The sequence below is a fragment of the Kitasatospora sp. CB01950 genome (genome assembly GCF_001905465.1).
In the GTDB taxonomy this organism is placed as follows: Bacteria; Actinomycetota; Actinomycetes; order Streptomycetales; family Streptomycetaceae; genus Kitasatospora.
Genome location: NZ_LISX01000007.1, coordinates 72,891 through 87,657 on the forward strand (window position 1 = coordinate 72,891; position 14,767 = coordinate 87,657).

13 protein-coding genes are annotated in these 14,767 nt (G+C 72.7%); all 13 read right to left on the reverse strand.

Translation table 11 applies throughout. From position 1 onward, the window contains the following. Positions 1-191: 191 nt before the first annotated feature. The 13 genes from AMK19_RS18975 to AMK19_RS19035 all read right to left on the reverse strand — a co-directional run bounded on the left by AMK19_RS18975 (position 192) and on the right by AMK19_RS19035 (position 14,604). A complete protein-coding gene (locus tag AMK19_RS18975; RefSeq protein WP_073813203.1) occupies positions 192-530 on the reverse strand; it encodes a hypothetical protein in 339 nt (112 codons plus the stop codon). Continuing rightward, positions 527-880 (reverse strand): cupin domain-containing protein, encoded by a 354-nt coding sequence (locus AMK19_RS18980; protein ID WP_083647049.1) that lies wholly within the window; start codon positions 878-880, stop codon positions 527-529. Before AMK19_RS18980 ends, AMK19_RS18975 begins: the two co-directional genes overlap by 4 nt. A gap of 42 nt (positions 881-922) precedes the next feature. Beyond that, positions 923-1,600 carry a response regulator gene (locus tag AMK19_RS18985; protein ID WP_073813205.1) on the reverse strand — a complete coding sequence of 226 codons (678 nt, stop codon included), beginning with the start codon at positions 1,598-1,600 and terminating at the stop codon, positions 923-925. Between the two features lie 120 nt (positions 1,601-1,720). Then, complete coding sequence (tsrT, locus tag AMK19_RS18990) at positions 1,721-3,448, reverse strand: tryptophan 2-C-methyltransferase (protein WP_073813206.1); 1,728 nt, start codon at positions 3,446-3,448, stop codon at positions 1,721-1,723. Between the two features lie 29 nt (positions 3,449-3,477). Then, positions 3,478-4,647 (reverse strand): acyl-CoA dehydrogenase family protein, encoded by a 1,170-nt coding sequence (locus AMK19_RS18995; protein ID WP_073813208.1) that lies wholly within the window; start codon positions 4,645-4,647, stop codon positions 3,478-3,480. Positions 4,648-4,674: 27 nt separating this feature from the next. Beyond that, positions 4,675-5,880: an acyl-CoA dehydrogenase family protein gene (locus tag AMK19_RS19000; RefSeq protein WP_241844483.1), complete on the reverse strand. Its 1,206-nt coding sequence runs from the start codon at positions 5,878-5,880 to the stop codon at positions 4,675-4,677. Further along, positions 5,877-7,199 carry an ATP-grasp domain-containing protein gene (locus AMK19_RS19005; protein WP_073813209.1) on the reverse strand — a complete coding sequence of 441 codons (1,323 nt, stop codon included), beginning with the start codon at positions 7,197-7,199 and terminating at the stop codon, positions 5,877-5,879. The genes AMK19_RS19000 and AMK19_RS19005 overlap by 4 nt, the downstream gene beginning before the upstream one ends. Further along, positions 7,196-8,479, reverse strand: a complete 1,284-nt coding sequence (locus AMK19_RS19010) for an ATP-grasp domain-containing protein (RefSeq protein ID WP_073813211.1) — start codon at positions 8,477-8,479, stop codon at positions 7,196-7,198. Before AMK19_RS19010 ends, AMK19_RS19005 begins: the two co-directional genes overlap by 4 nt. After that, positions 8,476-9,732, reverse strand: a complete 1,257-nt coding sequence (locus AMK19_RS19015) for an MFS transporter (RefSeq protein WP_073813212.1) — start codon at positions 9,730-9,732, stop codon at positions 8,476-8,478. Before AMK19_RS19015 ends, AMK19_RS19010 begins: the two co-directional genes overlap by 4 nt. Positions 9,733-9,760: 28 nt before the next feature. Next, positions 9,761-10,810: an NAD(P)/FAD-dependent oxidoreductase gene (locus AMK19_RS19020; RefSeq protein ID WP_083647051.1), complete on the reverse strand. Its 1,050-nt coding sequence runs from the start codon at positions 10,808-10,810 to the stop codon at positions 9,761-9,763. Continuing rightward, the gene (locus AMK19_RS19025) at positions 10,807-12,354 is read right to left on the reverse strand and encodes a class I tRNA ligase family protein (protein WP_073813214.1); all 1,548 of its coding nucleotides are present in this window, start codon (positions 12,352-12,354) and stop codon (positions 10,807-10,809) included. The genes AMK19_RS19020 and AMK19_RS19025 overlap by 4 nt, the downstream gene beginning before the upstream one ends. Then, positions 12,354-13,634 (reverse strand): SidA/IucD/PvdA family monooxygenase, encoded by a 1,281-nt coding sequence (locus AMK19_RS19030; protein WP_073813216.1) that lies wholly within the window; start codon positions 13,632-13,634, stop codon positions 12,354-12,356. Before AMK19_RS19030 ends, AMK19_RS19025 begins: the two co-directional genes overlap by 1 nt. Positions 13,635-13,782: 148 nt before the next feature. Beyond that, on the reverse strand, positions 13,783-14,604 hold the full coding sequence (locus AMK19_RS19035; RefSeq protein ID WP_143200289.1) for a hypothetical protein: 822 nt from the start codon (positions 14,602-14,604) through the stop codon (positions 13,783-13,785). Positions 14,605-14,767: the final 163 nt, after the last annotated feature.

The following is a 14,767-nucleotide window of genomic DNA, read 5'->3' on the forward strand; positions in this document are numbered from 1 at the left end:
GTCGTGTCGGGTGACGGACGCGGGCCGACCGCCGAGCCATCCCGCCCGGAGGGCAACGCCACCCCTGCGCGGAGCGACAAGCGGCCGGAGGCTGGCCCCGCGAACCTGCGGCTGCCCGGCGCAGCCCGTGTCGTGTCGGGTGACGGACGCGTGCCGACCGAGCCATCCCGCCCGGAGGAGGTGCCGGGGGGTCATGGGGTGATCTCTTCGATGGTGGAGGTGCCGGTGGTGGGGTGGGGGCCGTAGCGGTGCCAGGTCTCCTGGAGGCGGATGCGGCCGTCGGGGGTGAGGGAGGGGGTGTTGCGGGTGTGGCCGCAGACGACTTCACCGGTGGTGAGGACGAAGGTGTAGCCCATGGCGAGGGTGCCGTCGGGCTGGCGGGTGCCGGCGGTCCAGCCGCGGCGGATGGCGCCGCCGGTGATCTCGCCCCAGACGAGGTCGTCCTGCTGGTGGTAGACGGCGACGGTGCGGCGGTCGCCGTCGGGGGCGTGGAAGCGACGGCCGTCGTAGTCGAGGTGGCGGGGGTTCATGCCTGCCACCAGATGGCGTAGTAGGCGAAGTCGGTGGAGTGCGGGTTGGCGACGGCGTGGTCGGTGTCGGCGGGGAGGAGGACGAGGTCGCCGGCGGCGACGGGGTGGCGGCCGCCGTCGGGGGTGTGGATCTCGCCGCGGCCGCTGATGCAGATGAAGAGTTCGCGTTCGGTGTGCTGGTGGGTGTCGGTGAGGTCGCCGGGGCGCAGCACGCACCAGGCGCCGTGGAAGGGGGTGGTGAGGTCGTTCCAGGGGTGGAGGAGTTTGAGGTCGAGGCCGTGGGCGCGTTCGAGGTGGGCGGGTTCCTGGCGGCGGACGACCAGGCCGGGCGGCGGGGCGGTTTCGGGCATGCGGGGGCTCCGATGCGGGAGTGGATGCGGGAGAGGGAGGGGTCAGCGGGCGGCGGCGGTCTGGCCGAGGCCGGAGTCGCGGGCGAGGACCAGGGCCTGGGCGCGGTCGGCGACGCCGAGTTTGCCGAGGATGCCGGAGATCCGGTTGCTGACGGTTTTGGAGGCGAGGGCGAGTTCGCGGGCGATCGCGGTGTTGGAGCGGCCGGCGGCGAGGTGTTCGAGCACTTCCCGTTCGCGGTCGCTGAGTTGGGGGAACGGGTAGCTGCGGGCGCGCTGGCCGGCGCCGATGAGGGTGCCGAGGCGGGCGGCGATGCTGCGGTCGAGGATCGCTTCGCCGGCGCCGACGGCGAGGATGCCGCGGATGATCTGTTCGGCGGTGGCGCGTTTGACGAGGTAGCCGCGGGCGCCGGCATGGAAGGCGGCGGCGACGGCCTTGTCGTCGTCGAGGGTGCTGAACACCAGGACGCCGGTGTCGGGGGTGAGGCGCACGATCTGGCTGATCATTCGCATGCCGGCGGTGTCGTCCATCTGCGGGTCGAGGACGAGGACGTCGGGCCGGTGCCGGGAGGTGGCGGCGAGGACTTCGCCGGTGGTGCCGGCCTCGCCGACCACCGCCGCTCCGCCGGAGGCCTCGACCATCGAGCGGACGCCCTGCCGGAGGGCGGGCTGCACGTCGGCGAGCAGCACGGTCGGTAAAAAGGTGTTCCCGTGCTGGTTCATCGTTCCCTCGCGGCGTGTGGGGTGCGGCGGCGGTGCGGCGCTGCCGTCGATGATCACCGGCAGTGATGATGTCGCCGCTTCAGCATGGTCTGATCATTTCGCCAGCTCAAGTGCGATATGTCATACAGGAGTTGGAAGATGTGAGGATTCCCCGGCGGTTTCCCGCGCGGCCCGCATGATCTCCTCGCGGCCGCGCCAGTGCGACCAGAACGCACCGGTGTAGCCGAGGCCGCCGAGGCTGGTGAGGAACGGGTTGTCGGCGTAGTTGTTGTCGTGCTCGCTCATGCCCTCGACGGTGGGCAGCATCACCCGGTGGTGGTCGGCCGGGTCGATCAGCGCCCACAGGTCGTGGACGGCGCCGTGCCAGCGTTCGGCGGGGTCGGCGGCGCGGGCGGGGTCGGGCAGCAGGTCGGGCGAGAAGTAGCAGACGAGGCGGAAGTTGCCGTTCTCGTCGAACATGAACTGCCGTTCGTACTCGGCCGGGGAGGCGCACATCCGCAGCGGTTTGAGGACGATCGGGCCGTCGGCGGTGTTGGACTGGAGGCCGGGGGCGGTGCGCACGCCGGCGCACTGTTCGGCCAGGTCGATGCCCATCGGGGTGTAGGGGAACAGGCGCAGGCCGAGCGAGAAGCCGGTGACGGTGGCGTCGAGGGCCATGAAGGCGTCCACGCAGGCGCGTACGGTCTCGGGGGTCTCCCCCGGCATGCCGAACAGGGCTTCGACCATGGTGAGGATGCCGCGTTCGTGGCAGAGCCGCACCAGCCGTTCGGTGTCGGCGAAGGTGTAGTAGGTGCCGCCCTTCTCGGTGACCTTCCAGCCGCTGAGCACCTCGGGCCGGATGTGGTCGCTGCCGACGTTGACGCCGCGGCAGCCGGCGGCGGCCAGCAGGTCGGCGAACTCCTCGTCGAACGGGCTGGGTTGGCAGTAGACCCACAGGCGCAGCAGGTTCAGCGGGTTGTCGGGGTCGGCGTGCCGGCGGCGGACGATCTCCCGCAGCAGGTTCTTGGCGTGCGCGATCGACAGGTTGAACTCGCTGTCGGTGGTGTGCTGGTCGAGGATGCCCTGCGCGGCGAGCGACTCCATCTCGTCGACCACGGAGGCGAGTTCGCGCTGCCCGTAGCGGGTGCCCTTGGCGTCGGGTTCGACGCAGTGCGCGCAGCGGTAGGCGCAGCCGTTCTTGGTGAGGATGGAGCCGAGGCCGCCGCGCCGGTAGTACTCGAGGTTGTCGACCCGGTGCGGGACGCCGGAGCGTCGCCGGTACACCGAGAGCTGGTCGACCTGCCACACCCGGGGTTCGAACTGGCCGGTGGGGTCGGCCTGTTGGGTCTCGCCGTGGCGGACCGTCAGGAATGCGGGCGGGGTCCGGACGGCGCCGTGCTCGGTGTTGCGGATCAGGCCGGGGATGGCGGAGGTGTCGCGTCCCTCGGCGATGGCGGCGGCGAGTTCGCAGAGGATCTTCTCGCCGGGGCCCTTCACGCCGTAGTCGATGCCGAAGTACTCGACCAGGGCGAACGGCATGGTGGAGAAGCCGATGCCGCCGCCGACAACGGGCGCGTCGGTGAGCCGGCGGATCTCGGTGATGATCTCCCGGTGTTCGCCGACGAACGGGCGCTGCTCGAAGGCGTAGACGGTGTCGGTGTTGCGGACGGTGACGCCGACCAGCAGCGGGGTGTGCTGCGCGAAGTACTCGTGCAGGCAGGTCTTCCATTCGTCGCGGCGGAAGGTCAGGTCGAGTACCTCGACCTCGAAGCCGGCGTCCTCCAGTGCGGTGGTGAGCACGTCGAGGGCGTACGGGGCGATCGGTGGGTGCACTTTGTTCGGGTTGACCAGGAGGACGGGTCTGCTCATCGGTTTCTCCGCTGCGTCGTTGGGGCCGGTCAGACCAGGCCGAGGCTGATGCCGAACTCGGGGGTGCCGCCCAGCAGGTACGCGCCGGCGGACTGCAGGATGCGGTCCTGGGCGACCAGGTGCTGGGCCATCACGGTGGTGTCGCGCAGCCAGCGGTCCATCGGCGAGCTGCGGTTGATCGCCCAGGTCTGCAGCAGGTCGTAGGTGCGGGCGACGATGGTCCGGGAGTTGCGGAAGGCGTGCAGCCAGGACAGCGGGGACGCGGCTCGCTCGGTGGGCGTCAGGTCGTCGAGCGTGCCGCCGGCCGCGAGCACCTCCCACTGGCGCCGCATCGCGCCGTACACACCTTCCCGGGTGGCGTTGAACTCGGCTTCCAGCCGGGCGAGTTCGGTCTGCACCCGCCAGCTCTCGGCCCAACTGCGGCCCGCCATCCGGTCGTACCGGGTGGCGGCGATCTCCCGGGCGTGGTCGAGCGCGGCCCGGGCCACACCGAGCGGGACCCCGCACATGGCGCGGGTGAAGGAGTCCGGCTGGGCGAGCGGGCCGGGGCGGCCCTGCGGGGTGGCGAAGGTGTAGGTGTGCTCCTCGGGGACGAACACCCCGTCCATCGTGTAGTCGCAACTGCCGCTGCCGCACAGGCCGGTGGTGTCCCAGTTGTCGATCACCTCGACCTGGTCGCGGGGCACCAGGAACTGCCGGGAGTCGTGGGCGTGCTTGCTGCCGGGCGCGGCCCAGGGCTCGCCGCCGTCGTAGAGGAACGCGCCGGAGGTCACCCAGTCGGCGTGCTTGACGCCGGAGCCGAACGACCAGCGGCCGCTGAGCCGGAAGCCGCCGGGGACGCGTTCGGCGCGGCCGGAGGGCTGGAGCAGGCCGGCCACCACCAGGTCGAGGCGCGGGAAGACCTCCTTGGCGACCTGCTGGTCGAGGAAGTTGGCGTAGATGCCGGTGTTGGCGCCGATCACGGCGCACCAGGCGGCGGAGGCGTCGCCGTGCGCCAGCGCCTCGACCACCTCGGTCTGCTCCATCGAGGTGAGGCCGGGGCCGCCCCACTCGGGGCCGAAGCACATGCCGAACACGCCGGTGCCGCGCAGCAGTTCGACCACCTCGGCGGGCAGTGTGCGGTTGGCCTCGATCTCCGGGGCGCGCTCCCGCAGCACCGGCGCCAACTCGCGGGCGCGGTGCAGGATTTCCGATGTCATCGGGTCACTTCTCCTTACCGGGGGTGGTCAGCGGTCGAGGCCGAGGCTGATTCGGAACATCGGCGGCCGGCCGAGCAGGTAGGCGCCGACGGACTCCAGCACGGCGTCCTGCGCGGTGAGGTTCTGGCACATCACGGCGGTGTCGCGCAGCCAGCGGTCCATCGGCGAGGAGCGGTTGATCGACCAGGTCTGCAGCAGGTCGTAGAGCCGGTTGACGACGGCCCGCGAGGCGCGGAAGGCGTGCAGCCAGGACAGCGGGGACGCGGCTCGCTCGGTGGGCGTCAGGTCGTCGAGCGTGCCGCCGGCGGCCAGCACCTCCCACTGGCGGCGCATCGCGCCGTACACGCCCTCCCGGGCGGCGTTGAACTCGGCTTCCAGCCGGGCGAGTTCGGTCTGCACCCGCCAGCTCTCGGCCCAACTGCGGCCCGCCATCCGGTCGTACCGGGTGGCGGCGATCTCCCGGGCGTGGTCGAGCGCGGCCCGGGCCACACCGAGCGGGACCCCGCAGAGGGCGCGCATGAAGGAGTCCGGCTGGGCGAGCGGGCTCGGGGTGCCGCGGACCTCCCAGAACGTGAAGGTGTGCTCCTCGGGGACGAACACGTCGGTCATCGTGTAGTCGCAACTGCCCGTCCCGCACAGGCCGGTGGTGTCCCAGTTCTCGACCACCTCGACGGCGGAGCGGGGCACCAGGAACTGCCGGGAGTCGTGCGCGTGCGGGCTGCCCGGCTCGGCCCAGGGCTCGCCGTTCTCGAACAGGAACGCGCCGGAGGTCACCCAGTCGCTGTGCTTGATGCCGGAGCCGAACGACCAGCGGCCGCTGAGCCGGAAGCCTCCGGGGACGCGCTCGGCCCGGCCGGCGGGGGCGAGCACCCCCGCGGTGACCAGGTCCAGGCTCGGGTAGACATCCTTCACCACGGACCGGTGCAGGAAGTTGCCGAGCAGCCCGCTGTTGGCGCCGATGACGCCGCACCAGGCGGCGGAGGCGTCGCCGTACGCCAACGCCTCGACGACGGCCAGCTGTTCGGGCGAGGTCAGTTCGGGGCCGCCCCACTCGCGGGCGAAGCACATCCGGAACACGCCGGTGCCGCGCAGCAGTTCGACCACGTCGGCGGGCAGCGTGCGGTTGGCCTCGATCTCCGGGGCCTTCGCGCGCAGCACGGGGGCGACCTGCCGGGCGCGCCGCAGGATCTCGGCCGCGTCCTGGGGCGGACCCGCCCACTCCACGGCGCTCACCGGTCCACGTCCAGCAGGCCCGCGGGCATCGCGAACGGGGCCTCGGGGTCGGCCGGTTCGACCGGGGAGACGGCCAGGTCGACCAGGGCGGCGGCGTCGATCAGGCGCTGCTCGCAGACTGCGACGGTGTCGGCCTCGCAGATCACGAAGGAGTGCCGGGCCAGGTAGCCGCCGGGCGGCAGCCGCAGCACGGTGCCGGGCGGGGCCATCGGGGCGGCGTGCACCAGGCCGGGGCTGTCGGCGGGCTTCGGGAGCGTCAACTCCTCCAGGCGGCAGTCCTGTTCGGGGTAGCCGAAGCGGATGCCGGCGACTGCGGAGCGGGTCGGGGCGATGTCGGGGCGACGGCCGACGGCGACGTCGAACAGCACCTCGCCGGGTTCGATGCCGGTGGCGATCCGGCCGAGCAGCGGGATCAGGTCGCCGCCGAGCCGACCGTTGACCTCGACGATCAGCGGGCCGCGGTCGGTGAGCCGCAGCTCGGTGTGGGTGATGCCGTCCTCCACGCCGAGCGCCCGGTGCGCGTCGGCGAGCACGGCCAGCAACCGCGGGTCGGAGAGCAGCGGGTCGGCGGCGTCGACGATGTGGCCGACCTCCTCGAAGTACGGCTCGTCACTGCTGTACTTGCGGGCCAGGAACAGCGGCAGGTACTCGCCCTTGTGGACGGCGCCGTCGACGCTGATCTCCGGGCCGCCCGCGTACTCCTCGACGATCACACTGGCCCGGTACGGCCCGGGGTCGACCTGGCTGGCGGCGAGCGCGGTGGCGAAGGCCGCGTCGAGTTCGGCGGCGTCCCCGGCGAACACCACGCCGATGCTGGCGCCCATCGCACGCGGCTTGAGCACCACGGGGTAGCCGATCCGCTCGGCGGCGGCCCGGGCCTCCGCCAGGTCCGCGGTGAGCGCGAAGCCGGGCTGGCGCTGGCCGGCGGCGGTGAGCACGCTGCGGGTGCGCTCCTTGTCGCGGACGCCGCGCACGCCGCGCTCGGACAGGCCGGGGACGCCGAGTTCGGCGGCCAGCAGTCCGGCGTCCAGCACCAGCGGCTCGTCCCAGCAGAGCAGGCCGACGATGTGCTTGCGGGCGGCGATCCCCCGCACGGTGGCGTTCATGGTGGCGGTGTCGAAGACGTCGGCGACCACGATCTCGTCGAAGTACTCACGCTGCCAGGTCGGCCGCAGGTTGTTGACCAGCAGCAGTTCCAGTCCGGCGGCGCGGGCACGGCGGCTCATCGGGCCGACCAGATACTCGCGGTACTCCTTCAGTCCGCTGCCGATCACCAGCAGCGTGCCGGGTTCGGCCGCGTTTTCCTGATGTTCCGTCATGAGTCCTCCTCTGCATGGGAGTCGATGTCGAACCGGACCAGCGCGGCCGCCTCGTCGGCGAGCCGGCGGGCCTCGGCGGGGGTGTCGGCGAGGGTGGTGACGATGCCGACCCGGTCCCAGGAGCTGCGCAGTCCGGCGGTGCGGTGGCCGGGAGAGATGCCGACCACGGCGAGTTGCACGCCCTCGGCGGCGGCGGCCTCGTCCAGGCCGTGCACGGCAGTGACGGTGCCGGGCCGGTCGGGGGCCAGGAAGCGGGCGGCGGTGGCCCGTTCGGCCTTCGCGGGCAGCGGGCCGGGGTCCTCGCCGCTCATCAGCGCGAAGTAGGCGCGGGTGAGGTCGACGGGGTAGGCGGCCTCGATCAGGTCGGTGATCGAGTCGCCGGGGAGCCGTCCGGCGCACTCCACCAGCACCGGGACGCCGCCCTCGACGATCCACTCGCAGTGCAGCACCCCGTCGCCGAACCCGACCGCGGCGGCCAGTCGTTCGGTCTCGAAGGCCAGCAACTCGTGTCCTTCCAACGGGAGTTCGGCAGGGACGGTGTGCCCGGACTCGATCGGGTGCGGGCCGGGGTAGAGCACCTTGCCGGTGGTGTTGGCGAACACCGGCCGGCCGCCGGAGACCAACATCTCCACGCTGAACTCCGGCCCGGCGACGAAGCGTTCGGCCAGCATGGACGGCACGATCGGCCGGTCCGGGACGAACGGGCCCTCGTCCTGCACCAGGCACTGCGCCCAGGCCTGCTCGACCTCCTCGGGGCGGTGGATCACCCGGGTGCCGACCGAGGCCTGCCGGTTGGCGGGCTTGAGCACCGCCGGGCCGGGGTGCCGGACCAGGAAGTCGGCCAGCTCGGCGGCGCTGCCGACCGGCTCACTGGGCGGGTTGGCGATCCCGGCAGCGGCCGCGACGGTACGCAACTGGTGCTTGTCTCGCAGCAGTTGGGCCGCCCCCAGACCGGCGCCGGGCAGTCCGTAGCGCTCCGCGAGCCGGGCCGCGAACGGCACCGCGTACTCGACGGCGGGGATCACCGCGACCGGGTCGAGCCCCGGACGGGCGGCGAAGAAGGCGTCCGCCCGGCCCGGCAGGTGGTACTCCCACTCGATCAACTCGCGGGCGAACGGCACCTGTTGCAGTGCCTCGGCGAGGTGCCGCTTGCGGGCGACGTCCGGTTCCTCGACGTAGATCACCGAGTCGGCGCCCTGGAAGGCCGCGATGCCGGGCACCGCGAACGCCACGTAGCCGACGATCAACACCGGCCGCTCGACGGCGGGTTGGCTGCTCATGCCGTCTCCTCCGCGAGCTCCTGCGGGGCGGCGGTCCGCTGGGCGCGGTGCCGGATGCCGAGCACCGCGAGGACGCCCGCCAGGCCGTTGACCACGGCCATCAGCACCCAGAACCCGGCGTGCAGATGGGTCCAGGCCCAGACGCCGAACAGCGGGCCGACGGCCGAAGCCAGACCGGCAGCGGCCTGCATGGTGGCCAGGTAGCGGGCCTTCGACTCGCCCGGGAAGGTGGCCGGGTGGGCGAACATGCTGGGCCCGGCGATCATCAGGCCGCTGACCGCGAGCACCGCGCCGAACAGCACGAACGCCCCGGAGTGCACGGCCAGCCCGTACGCGGCGAGGCCGATCGAGTTGACCAGGTGGCCGACGCCGACGGCCAGGTAGGTGGGGATCCGGGTGATGTACGCGGTGATCTTCAGCTCGCAGGTGATCAGCACCAGCGAGGAGGCGGTGAGCACCGCGCTGTACAGCCAGGTCGGGTAGTGGTCGTGGACGATCTCCAGCGGCAGCGAGATCGAGGACTGCACGTAGGCGACCGTCCCGAGCATCACCGCGGCCAGGTACGCCAGGTAGGCCCGGTCCCGCAGCATCGCCGCGTACGCCGCCCGGCCGGTGGCGCGCCGCTCGGCGGGCTCCTGCGGGGCGGACTCCGGGACGGCGTGCCGGGGCAGCAGCCAGTAGGCGAGCAGCGCGTAGACCAGGGTGGTCGCGCCGTCCAGCCAGAACAGCAGGTCCCAGTCGAACAGGATCACGGCGGCCGCGATCAGCGGGGCGAGCGCCGCCCCGGTGTTCAGCGCGATCCGCATCATGGAGAACGCCATCACCTGGTGGCGCTCCGGCATCAAGTCGCTGAGCAGCACCGAGGCGGCGGGCCGGTACGCCTGGGCGAACAGGCCGGCCAGGGCGACGGCGATCAGCAGCGGCGCCAGCAGCCCGGGCCGGGCCAGCAGCGGCAACACGGCGACCAGCGGCGCGGAGCCGACCATGGCGACGAGGATCGCGGTGCGCGACCCGAGCCGGTGGGTGATCTCCCCGCCGAGCACGGTGCCGAACACGGTGCCCAGGCTGTACGCGCCGAGGGCGAAACCGGCGGTGCCGTCGGACATTCCGCGGTGCGTCAGGTACAGCACCAGAAAGGTCTGGACGAACGCGCCGAGCTGGTTGACCAGCACGCCGCCGAGCAGGTACCGGACGGTGGTCGGGGTGGCTCTGAGCGTGTCGAGGACGCCGATCGGTGGTTGTTCGTCGGTCATGTCGCCTCCTTCACTTCCGTGGCGATGGTCATGCCGCCTCCCGGACAGCGGCGGCGATGCGTTCGGCGACCAGCGGTGCGGTGGAGAACCCGCTGCCGCCGCAGGCGGCGCGGGTCCACAGGCCCGGGGAGACCCGGGTGAGCAGCGGGCCGCCGGTGGCGGTGTCCGCGGTGTAGTGGCAGACCCGGACTCCGGCCACGGGGTGGCGTTCCAGGTCGGGCAGGATGCCTTCGGCGGCCAGCCGGTCCAGGTGGGGCCGCTGGTCCTCGCCGCTGCTGTCGGTGTCCGCGACGGGGCGGCACACCGTGTCGGAGCTGAGTTTGAGCAGGGTGCCGGCGCCGGGCGGCAGCACCCAGCCGCGGCCTTCGCGGCCGAGGCCGCCGGCGGCGGGCGCGTCGTCCCAGCGGTCGTCCCCGGCGGGGCGGCGCAGGTAGAGCATGGTCTGCCGGTACAGGGTGACGGGGCTGTCGGCGAGCCGGCGCGTCCAGGGGCCGCCGGCCAGCAGGGCGAGGTCGCCGCGGAGCACCTCGCCGGTGTCCAGCACGATCCGGCCGGAGCCGGTGAACACCGAGCGGACGGTGCTGTGCGGGCGCAGCGCCACGCCGGGCCGGGCGGCGAGCCAGCGGGCGGCGGCGTGCAGCACCCGGTCGGCGAGCAGGACGCCGCCGGTGCGTTCGCGGACCCCGACGGTGCCGGGCGGCAGACCCAGCGGCGGGAGTTCGGGGCCGTCCGGCAGGTCGACGGGGACGCCGGCCTTGTCGGCCTCGACGAACAGCTCGTCGAGGCGGTCGGCGGGGTGCGCGGTGAGGACGCCGACCCGGCGGTAGAGCGGGGTGCCGAGCAGGGTCTCCAGGTCCTCCCAGTGGCGGTGCGCGGCGAGTCGGCGGGCGGTGCCGTCGGGGTCGCCGGGCAGCAGGGTGCGGATGGCGCGGTGCTGGTCGTGCGAGGTGGCGTCGGGGTTGGGCAGCGGGCCGCGTTCCAGGACGGTGACCCGGTGCCCGGCGCGGGCGCAGGCGACGGCGGTGAGCAGCCCGGTGACGCCTGCGCCGACCACCACCACGTGGGCGGCGGAGCTCACCGTCCGCCGCCGCGCAGGTGGGCGCCGAGCCGGGGCAGCGGGCGGGGCAGGACGGTGGTGGCGGCCGGTTCGGCGGGGATGGCGGTGTCGGGCAGGGCCTCGGCGGCGAGGTCGACGAGGAGCGGGGCGGCGCAGCGCAGGAACAGGTCGAGTTCGTGCCAGAAGTCGCCGGCGTCGGCGTCGGTGACCTCCCAGCGGTCGAGTCGGCCGAGCTGTTCGGTGAGGGTGAAGGCGGCGGCGCTGAGGCTGAAGCGGCGCGGGCGCAGGGCGGCGGCGAAGCGTTCGGCGATCAGCGCGGCGGCGTGCCGGGAGCGGGCGCTGACGGGCAGCGGGCCGCGGTCGAGGTGGGCCTCGGCCTTGGCGGCGACGCGGTTCCACGGTTCGACGAGGCGCTGTCCGCAGACCCGGTCCATGGCGGCGCGGGTGAAGTTGGTGCGCTGGAAGTCGGGTCCGGTGGCGGCCAGGTAGTAGCGGACCAGGTCGCGGGGGACTTCGGCGGTGAGCTGGCGGCCGGTGACGACGTGGCCGCGGCTGGTGGAGAACTTGTCGCTGTCGAGTTCGTAGAACTCGTTGGTGACGAAGTGCGCGGGCAGCGCGAGTCCGCCGAGGGCGAGCAGCATGGCGGTGCCGGCCAGGGCGAACGCGAAGCTGGCGTCGGAGCCGAAGAAGTACACGATCTCCGGTCCGGCCTCGACGGCCCAGTGCCGTTCCTCGTCGCCGGGGACCTCTCCTCTGGCCTCGGCGGCCAGCGCGATGGCGTGCAGGCTCCACGCGACGGTCTCGGTGTCGGAGTACAGCACCTGCCCGGGGGTCTCCGGGAAGGGCGCGGGGATGCCCCAGTCGATGGGCAGGGTGATCGGGTAGTCGGGGAGCCTGCGGGCCATCAACTCCTCGACGAGCTGGGCGAGTCGGGGTCGCATGGTGGGGGCGAGCCGGGCGAAGTAGGAGGCCAGCGCGGCCCGGTGCTCCTCCAGGGGCAGCACCAGGACATCCTTCTCGCGCAGTTCGACGGCGAGTTCGGGGTGCCGGGTGGAGCGCGGGTCGAGCAGGTCGCCGGAGGCGATCCAGTGGCCGCAGTTCTCGCAGAGTCCGGCGCAGCCCTCGGCCAGGCAGACCGGGCAGCCGCCGCGCACGTAGGCGTCGGTGAGGTACTCGCCGGTGTCCGGCAGGTACGGGAACTTCACCTTGCGGAGCCTCAAGTGGCCTTCGCCGTGCAGCCGTTCGAAGAAGGTGCGGACGGTCTTCAGGTACCGCTCGTCGAAGCGGACGAAGCCGTCGGGGACGATGCCGGCGGCGGCGAGGGTGGCCTCGACCTGTTCGGCGGCGCGCAGCCGGAGTTCCTCGGGCTGTTCGCCGAGGCGGCGGGCGGTGGTGACGATGTAGTTCTGGGTGAAGTGCACGCCGGTGCCGAACAGGGTGTCGCGGGCGGTGGCGCGGGCGTAGCGGGCGCACACGTCGGCGGAGAGGAACGGTCCGGCGAGGTGGCCCAGGTGCAGGTCGCCGTTGGCGGTGGGGCCGGGGGCGATCACCAGCAGGGCGGCCATCAGCGGGCTCCCGCCGGGGCGAGGCCGTGGCGGGTCAGCAGGTCGCCGGTGATGTCGCGGGCGCGGTGCGCGAGCACGCTGATCAGCGAGTCGGCGATGCCGTGGGTGGCCTCGTTGACGCCCTGGAGGTACAGCGCGGCTTCGGCGCCGGCGCCCAGGTCGACCCGGTAGTCGCGGCTGACGGCGACCTCGGACAGTCCGGCCTTCTCGGTCAACTCCCGCACCAGGGTGGGCATCCGGCCGTCGTAGCCGGTGCCGAGCAGCACCAGGTCGCAGCGGTGCTCGACGGTCTTGCCGGTGCGCCGGTCGCACAGGTCGAGGACCACCTCGCCGTCCTCCTCGCGGGCGGCGACGACCTCGGTCATCGGCCGGACCTCGGCGCGGCCGGTGCCGATCATCTTCTCCCGGTACAGCACCATGTACAGCTCGTCGAGGAACGGCGGGGCGAGGCCCGCGTAGTTGGTGAGCCGCATCTCGTCGAGCACCTGGGCACGCATCTCGGCCGGGGCGTCGTAGAACTCGTCGACGAAGGACGGGTAGAACAGCTCGTTGACGAACTTGCTGGTCTGGTAGTTCTGCAGGCCGATGGAGCGGACCAGCATGGTGACGGTGGAGTTCGGCAGGTTCTCGTACAGCGCCATGAACATCTCGGCGGCGCTCTGCGCCCCGCCGATCACCACGGTGCGCAGCGGCGTGTCCTTGTCGACGGCGTTGATCCGGCTGCGGAACCGGGCGCTGTGGATGACCCGCTCGGCGGGCAGGTCGGCGAAGACCTCCGGGATGTGCATGTCGCGGCCGGCGCCGACCACCAGGTCACGGCAGCGGATGGTGTCGCCGTCGGCGAGGGTGACCTGCCAGCCGATCAGGCGGCCGTCGGCGTCGTAGCGCGGTTCGGTGGCGGTGGCCTTCGCGTCGTAGCGGATCCGCACCTTCTCCAGCGAGGCTGCCACCCACTGCAGGTAGTCGGAGAACTCCCAGCGGTGCGGGTGGAAGGTCCCGAGGTTGATGAACTGGTCCAAACGGTCGTGCTGGTGCAGGAAGTTGAGGAACGAGAACCGGCTGCGCGGGTCGCGCAGCGTCACCAGGTCCTTCAGGAAGGACACCTGGCTGCGGGCCCACGGCATCAGCAGGTCGCGCTGCCACTTGATGTCCGGGGCCTGCTCCAACAGCAGTGTGCCTTCGGCCAGTTCGGCCGATCCGCTCTCCTCGATCGCGGCCGCGAGGGCCAGGTTCGCCGGGCCGGCGCCGATCGCCAGTACGCCCACTTCAAGGTCAGCCATGCTCTCCCCCAACTAGGGTCTCTCCGGGGCCTGTTGTCGCGCCGAGAAACCTAGGGAGTCCGCGTTCCCGCCAGGTAGGGACGAGTTCCCGGCGGCGGGGGAATTTCCGGACACGGAGTGCTCCGGCAGGCCGGGCGCGCCCCGATCGTCAGAGCATCCGCTGCGCCGTAGCCGCGCGGGCCAGCAGGTCGGCGGCGTCGGCGTGCCGGCCGCGGGCGGCGAGGATGCGGGCGCGGTACTCCATGGCGTAGGCCCTCTCCTCCGGATCTTGCCGGATCAGCGCGCGTCTCCCCCAGTCCTTGCGGGCCGGGAGGTGCCCCCATTTCGCGCCCGGCTGGGAGTGCCGGCGAACCGTCCTCGTACTGGGTGTACTTGGATGGTTTGCCGGTGCTTCCAGCCGGGATGATCCGGCGGCGCGCGCCCGGCAAGATCCGGAGGAGAGGGCCGAGGCGTCGCCGAGCTGCTCGGCCCGCAGGAAGGCCTGCACGGCGCGGTCGAGGTCGCCGCCGTCGCGGAATGCCACGCCGAGCGCGGTGATCGGGAACGCCTCGTCCTGGGCCAGGATCACCGGTGCCCAGCGCTCCACCCCGGCGGCGTCGCCGCGCTCCAGGGCCTGCTTGACCAGGCCCAGCATGGCGTCCGGGTCGCCCAGTTCGGCGACCTGCTCCCAGATCACCTGCGCCCGGTTCGCATCCCCGGCGATCGCGTGCTGCATGCCCAGGTTGAAGCCGGACACCGGGTTCCCGGCCGCCCAGGACCGCTCCCACCAGTGCAGCGCCCCGGCCCGGTCGCCGCGCATGCTCAACGTCGCGGCCAGGTTCCCCATCGCGATGTCGTCGCCGCGCTCCGCCTCGGCCCGCAGCTCGGCGACCTCCTCCTCGGACGGCACGCCGGGCGTTCCGGCCGGCACCCGCACCGACACCACGTCCTCCCCCGGCTGCTGCCCCTTCCTGCGGAACCAACGACCCATCAGTGACCAACCCCAGCCTGACGTGCACACGAACGATACGAACGCGGCGATGATGCCAGCCGCCTCCCCGCCACTCGCGCGCGGGTCTGCCGGTTCCGTTCGGGGTCGGGGCGGGCATGGCTGAGGGCGACGCCGGTGTGGTGTTCGGGACGAGTGGTGTTCG